The sequence below is a fragment of the Streptococcus australis genome, from assembly GCF_019930045.1.
Classification (GTDB): Bacteria; Bacillota; Bacilli; order Lactobacillales; family Streptococcaceae; genus Streptococcus; species Streptococcus australis_D.
Window position 1 is genome coordinate 1 of sequence record NZ_JAHZQQ010000073.1, and the last position, 6,330, is coordinate 6,330.

General features: G+C 40.1%; 7 protein-coding genes. 2 read left to right on the top strand and 5 right to left on the bottom strand.

From position 1 onward, the window contains the following. Positions 1–152: 152 nt before the first annotated feature. From hpf to K1J10_RS09820, 3 genes are all read right to left on the bottom strand, one after another. A complete protein-coding gene (gene hpf, locus K1J10_RS09810; RefSeq protein ID WP_006596830.1) occupies positions 153–698 on the bottom strand; it encodes a ribosome hibernation-promoting factor, HPF/YfiA family in 546 nt (181 codons plus the stop codon). Positions 699–785: 87 nt separating this feature from the next. Next, positions 786–1,457, bottom strand: coding sequence for a ComF family protein (locus K1J10_RS09815; RefSeq protein ID WP_223357165.1), 672 nt, complete (start codon positions 1,455–1,457; stop codon positions 786–788). Further along, positions 1,454–2,752, bottom strand: coding sequence for a DEAD/DEAH box helicase (locus tag K1J10_RS09820; protein ID WP_223357167.1), 1,299 nt, complete (start codon positions 2,750–2,752; stop codon positions 1,454–1,456). Before K1J10_RS09820 ends, K1J10_RS09815 begins: the two co-directional genes overlap by 4 nt. 55 nt (positions 2,753–2,807) lie before the next feature. On the opposite strand from K1J10_RS09820, the gene K1J10_RS09825 reads away from it, so the two are divergent. Then, a complete protein-coding gene (locus K1J10_RS09825) occupies positions 2,808–3,440 on the top strand; it encodes a YigZ family protein (protein ID WP_223357169.1) in 633 nt (210 codons plus the stop codon). 91 nt (positions 3,441–3,531) lie between these two features. Further along, a complete protein-coding gene (cysK, locus tag K1J10_RS09830; protein ID WP_125329919.1) occupies positions 3,532–4,461 on the top strand; it encodes a cysteine synthase A in 930 nt (309 codons plus the stop codon). A gap of 51 nt (positions 4,462–4,512) precedes the next feature. On the opposite strand, the gene K1J10_RS09835 is transcribed toward cysK, so the two are convergent. Both K1J10_RS09835 and K1J10_RS09840 read right to left on the bottom strand, forming a co-directional pair. Continuing rightward, positions 4,513–4,881, bottom strand: a complete 369-nt coding sequence (locus K1J10_RS09835) for a S1 RNA-binding domain-containing protein (RefSeq protein WP_223357171.1) — start codon at positions 4,879–4,881, stop codon at positions 4,513–4,515. Further along, positions 4,878–6,263: a bifunctional Cof-type HAD-IIB family hydrolase/peptidylprolyl isomerase gene (locus K1J10_RS09840; RefSeq protein ID WP_223357172.1), complete on the bottom strand. Its 1,386-nt coding sequence runs from the start codon at positions 6,261–6,263 to the stop codon at positions 4,878–4,880. The genes K1J10_RS09835 and K1J10_RS09840 overlap by 4 nt, the downstream gene beginning before the upstream one ends. Positions 6,264–6,330: the final 67 nt, after the last annotated feature.

Below are 6,330 nucleotides of genomic sequence, written 5' to 3' on the forward strand. Positions count from 1 at the left end.
CTTTATGCTGTTTTTCGCAATTCTAGTATATCAGATGAACGTATCTTTTGTGTTGCACTTCATTTTACAACAGGGCTTATTTAGAAACTTTATCTTCCTTTAATATAGGAAAGCTCCTGTATGTTCTACAGGAGCTTTCTTATTGTATTAGCTTATTTTTCTTTGACTTCAAGAAGTCCTACATCTCCATCTTCGCGACGGTAGATAACGTTTGTTGTGTTGTCTTCCACATCTTTGTAGATGAAGAAGTCATGTCCCAATAGTTCCATTTGTAGAATGGCTTCATCTAGTTCCATTGGTTCAATGTCAATCGTTTTTGTGCGGACAACTTTTTCAAGAGCAACGCTTTCCTCAACCAGAGCGTCTGTAAAGATTTTGCTGGTTGCAGATTTGCTACGATTTTTCTTTTCAATTTTTGTTTTATTCTTTCGAATTTGGCGTTCAATCTTATCAACTACCAAGTCGATTGATCCATACATATCTTGAGAAACATCTTCTGCACGAAGTGTAATGGAACCAAGTGGAATCGTGACCTCAACTTTTGCAGTTTTTTCACGATAAACTTTTAGGTTTACGCGGGCATCCAATTCTTGCTCTGCTTGAAAATATTTTTCAATTTTTTCGAGTTTAGAAACGACGTAGTCGTGAATGGCTTCTGTTACTTCTAGGTTTTCACCACGGATACTATATTTAATCATATAAGTACCTTCTTTCTAAACGTTTTTCTTTTTATATCTATATTATAACGCTTTCATTTTGTTTTTGCAAATATATTTTTGATTATTCTATCTTGCTAATGAAAAAGATCTTATTTCTTTCACCCCTTTTACAATTAACATTTCTTTTGCTCTTTCGATGGTTGCTCCTGTTGTATAGATATCATCCACTATCACTATATTCTCAGGCCAGCTTTGATTTTCTGTCTCTATACGTTCAAAGACTTGTTCTACTTTCAATCTTTCCTTTTTATTTTTTTGTGATTGGGCCTTTGTATTCTTTTTTCTCAATAGGTCTTGATAGGGAATCCCCGCAGATTCTAAAATGGCTGTTACTTGATTAAAGCCTCTCTTCTCTTTTCTCTCATCGCTTAAAGGTATGGGAACTATGGTATAGCCTTTGTATTTTTTTAGCTCTTCCTTCATTTCTTCAGCAAAGAGACAAGCTAATAATTGGTCACCTTGAAATTTGTACTTTTGAAAATATTCCTTCATTTCTTCATTGTAATAGTAAAGCGCTCTATGATTTACCTTCTTTCCTTTTCGTTTCCACTCTTGGCAATCTTCACAATAGGTTTCTGAGGATTTCTTATAACAAGACTGGCAGCTAACTTCACTTACTGGGTCAAACTTGTTTTTACAGTTGTCACACATCGTTGGATTATCCTTTTTCATTAGGATGAGGCTCTTTAAGGATTCTTGATAGGAAATCTCTTCATCACATAGCAAACAATTACTCAAAAACCTGCCTCCCGATTCATTTCTTTTATTTCTTTAATAGCTTGCGTCATCTCTTTGCTACTACCTTCTGCCAAGTATAGTAATTCCCCTGTGGGTCTTTCCATACTTCTTCCCACACGACCAGCGATTTGAACCAGAGCGCTCTTGGTAAACAATCGATGGTTGGCCTCAATCACGAACACGTCTACTTTAGGGAAGGTGACCCCCCGTTCAAGAATGGTCGTTGACACAAGGATGGTGATTTCTTGATTGCGAAATTTTTCTACCAGTTCCAACCTATTATCCGTTTTTGAGGTTACCAGTTCGATGTTTTCATCCTTGAAGGCCTTCCTTAATAGATTAAGGATTTTTTCTCCTAATTCGATTTCTGATACAAATAGGATTAGGGGGAAGGAGGTCTTCCGTTGTTCTTTTATTAGCTTGAGCAACTTCATTGGAACTTGTTTCTTTTCTACTTTTTTACGTAGATTTTTTAACCATACTTTCTTAGGGACCACAAGGGGATTGCCATGAAAGCGTCTAGGTAGGCTAACGCGTTTTATCTCTTGTTTTTTGACTTTTTTATCCAATTCTTCTGTGGAAGTAGCTGTCAAATAGATGAGCTTCCCATTCTTGGTTACGGCATTTGAAACGGCATGATAGAGAACGGGGTTGTCAACAAAAGGAAAGGCATCGACTTCATCGATTATGAGGAGATCGAAAGCTTGATAAAATTTGAGTAGTTGATGAGTAGTGGATATGACAAGAGGCGTTCGGAAATAAGGGTCTGAGTCACCATGCAACAAGGAGATGGGACAGGAAAAATCCATCGTCATCCGTTTATACAATTCAATACACACGTCAATCCTTGGTGTAGCAATGCACACACATCTCCCTTTTTTAATCGTTTCCGCCACCACTTGGTACATCATTTCCGTTTTACCTGCGCCTGTTACTGCGTGTACCATCATTGGCTTGCTTTCTGTCAAGGATTGAACCAACTCCTGGGAAACCCGACTTTGAAAGGGAGTTAAGGTCCCCTGCCATCTTAAGACTTCTTCTTGCGGAAAAGCTTGTTGGGGAAAGTAGTAGAGTGCTTGGTCACTCCTAACTCTTCCTAATTGAATACAGGCTCTACAATAGTAGCTCCCTATCTGTAGTTTCCATCTAGCCTTATCAATCTGGGTTCCGCACCGATTACAAGTCAACACCGTCTTTTCCTGCACTATAGCTGGTAGTTGCTGAGCCTGCTCAAGCAGGTCATTCTCCAGTTGGTCTTGGGTGAACAAGTGTCCATAACAATCTTCAAGTTTCATACTTATATATTCGTAAAAGCTCGCAGTTTTAAGAGTTTTTTTGTAAAATAATTGTATGGAATACAAGACTTTTAAAGAGGACGGTCTCGTCCAAGAAGAAATTAAAAAATCCCGCTTTCTTTGCCACGTTAAACGAGTTTATTCTGAAGAGGAAGCTCGCGACTTTATAGCCGCTATCAAGAAGGAACATTATAAGGCAACTCACAATTGTTCTGCTTTTGTCATTGGAGAGCAATTTGAAATTAAACGGACCAGTGACGATGGCGAACCGAGTGGGACTGCTGGCGTGCCCATGCTTGGCGTTTTAGAGAATCACGAACTGACCAATATCTGTTGTGTCGTCACTCGTTATTTTGGAGGCATCAAGCTTGGAGCCGGTGGACTCATTCGCGCTTATGCTGGCAGTGTCGCACAAGCTGTAAAAGAAATCGGTCTCGTTGAGATCAAAGAGCAGGTTGGGCTAGGGATTAGCTTAACTTATCCCCAATACCAAGAGTTTGCGAACTTTTTATCTGCTCACCAATTAACAGAATACCAGACAGACTTCACCGATGCTGTCTTTAGTCTGATCTATGTAGATAAAGGGCAAAAAGAAGATGTGATTGCAGACCTGATTGATTTTTACCATGGAAAGGTTGAGATTAGTGATCAGGGGTTAAAGGAAGTGGAAGTTCCCATCCAGCTATAAAAAAAGGCTATCGCCTCGATAGCTTTTTTATATTTTACAAACCTTCTTACTGGCGGTATACTGGATACACTAACAAAGGAGTGTATATCGTATGCCAATCTATCAAAATATTACAGAATTAATCGGAAAAACACCTATTGTAAAATTGAACCACCTAGTACCTGAAGGGGCTGCTGATGTCTATGTTAAATTAGAAGCCTTCAACCCTGGGTCGTCTGTTAAAGACCGGATTGCTCTTAGCATGATTGAAAAAGCAGAACGAGATGGTCTTCTCCAACCCGGTTCTACTATAGTTGAAGCAACCAGTGGAAATACAGGAATTGGTTTGTCATGGGTCGGAGCTGCCAAAGGGTATAAAGTGGTCATCGTCATGCCTGAAACCATGAGTGTTGAACGTCGAAAAATCATTCAAGCTTATGGAGCAGAACTTGTCTTAACTCCAGGTAGTGAAGGAATGAAAGGAGCTATCGCTAAAGCAGAAGAAATCGCTGCAGAACGAAACGGTTTCCTTCCCCTCCAATTTAACAATAGCGCCAACCCAGAAGTCCATGAAGCAACAACAGGACAAGAAATTTTAGAAGCTTTTGGGCCGAATGGATTGGATGCTTACGTCAGTGGTGTTGGAACTGGTGGAACTATTTCAGGTGTTTCTCATGCCTTGAAAAAAGTTAACCCAGCTGTCCAAGTCTATGCAGTCGAAGCAGATGAATCAGCGATTCTTTCTGGTGAAAAACCTGGACCACACAAAATCCAAGGATTGTCAGCAGGTTTCATTCCAGAAACGCTGGATACCAATTCTTATGATGGCGTAATCCGCGTCACTTCTGAACAAGCTTTAGAATTAGGTCGCTACATTGGTGGAAAAGAAGGATTCTTAGTTGGAATTTCATCTGCTGCTGCTATCTATGCAGCAATTGAAGTCGCTAAAGAGCTTGGAGCTGGTAAAAAAGTCTTGGCTTTGGCCCCGGATAATGGAGAGCGTTACCTTTCAACTACCCTTTACGATTTTGATCAAGAATAAGAAAGAGGCTACGATGTAGCCTCTTTTCTTTCTATCTGCAGAAACAAATTTTTATTTTCCCTGATTGGTATCACTCAAAAATTCTTTACTTTCTTTAATCCAAATAGGTAATTGCTTGGCTAAAGGAGTAAAACCAATCTTATGGCGATCATTTGAAAAACGATGATGGCGAAAATGCTTTCTGTTCCCAGCTTCTAAGGCTCGAAGGGACAAGCTAGCCTTCCCAGAGTATTCATCTATATCAATAACCTGAGTACAAACTTGATCCCCAATTTTTAAGATATCATGAATGTTGTCGATATATCCACTGCGGATTTCAGAAATATGGATCAAACCGGTTACCCCTGTCTCTAATTCAACAAAGGCTCCATAAGGTTGCAAGCCTGTCACAACACCCTTGAGTTTATCCCCGATTCTCATGCTTCTCCCTCAATGTCAATCGATTCCATGACCACGTCTTCTTTAGGTTTGTCCATGGCACCTGTCTCAACTGCCGCAATTGTATCCAATACTTGATAAGAAGCTTCATCCATCAACTGACCGAAAACTGTGTGACGACGGTCCAAATGAGGAGTCCCTCCTTCTTCTGCGTAAATTTCTGCAATAGCTTCAGGCCAACCACCACGGGCAATTTCCTTTTTAGAATAAGGAAGGTGTTGGTTTTGAACGATGAAGAATTGACTACCGTTGGTATTTGGACCGGCATTAGCCATGGATAACGCACCACGGATATTGTACAACTCTTCTGAGAATTCATCTTCAAAAGACTCTCCATAGATGGATTCTCCACCCATACCTGTTCCAGTTGGGTCCCCACCTTGGATCATGAAATCTTTAATGATGCGGTGGAAAATCACTCCATTGTAGTAGCCATCTTTTGCAAGTGCAATAAAATTTGCTACTGTTTTCGGTGCTTGATCAGGGAAGAGACGAATCTTCATATCTCCATAGTTGGTATGAATTGTCGCAATTGGTCCTGTTTCTTGATCCATTTTTGTTTGTGGTAAGTGCAATTCTTTTTCAACCATTTTTAACTCCTCTAAGGCATGTAAGATGCCATCTTCTTCTAAATTTTTTGTGACATAATCTGCTTTTGCTTTTAATGCATCCTGGGCATTCCCCATGGCAATCGCTAAACCAGCATAGTCAAATAGTTCTAAGTCGTTCAATCCATCCCCAAATGTTAAGACATTTTCTGGTTTGAATCCCAATTTTTCGACTACTTTTGAGACACCATGAGCTTTGGATTGCTGATCTAAGACAACATCTGATGAGATTGGGTGCCAGCGAACCAAACGCAATTTTTGCTCCAAATTCTCAGGTAGGGCATCAACTGTTTTACCAGTCTCGAAAGTCCACATCTGATAAATGGGATGTTTTGCAGCAAAATCGGGATCTACTGGTAGCTTTGGATAAATGGGGTCAACAGCCCGACTTATCTCTTCTGTCCGAGTCGAAAGAGCTGCTTGATGACTCCCAACCAAACCATAATGAATCCCTACCTGCTTAGCCCAAGCAATAAAGTCCTGAACAAGTGGATTTGGTACCCTTTCTTCATAAATGACATGCTCCTTACGATCAATCACGTAAGAACCATTCAGAGTGACGTAAAAGTCAGGTTGGAGAGCCTTGATTTCTTCTGGCACTCCAAAAATCCCTCTTCCACTAGCAATAGCTGTGTAAATTCCTTTTTCTCGTAATTGAGAGAATACTCTGGTGACCGAAGCCGGAACATAGCCGGTCTCAACGTTTCGTAAGGTATCGTCAATATCAAAAAATACTATTTTAATCTTTTTCCCCAATTGTCAAGTCAAGTGCAACAAAGTCATTCCTCTGATTAAGCGAGTGTTCTTCCAGCTGTTTGAGCTA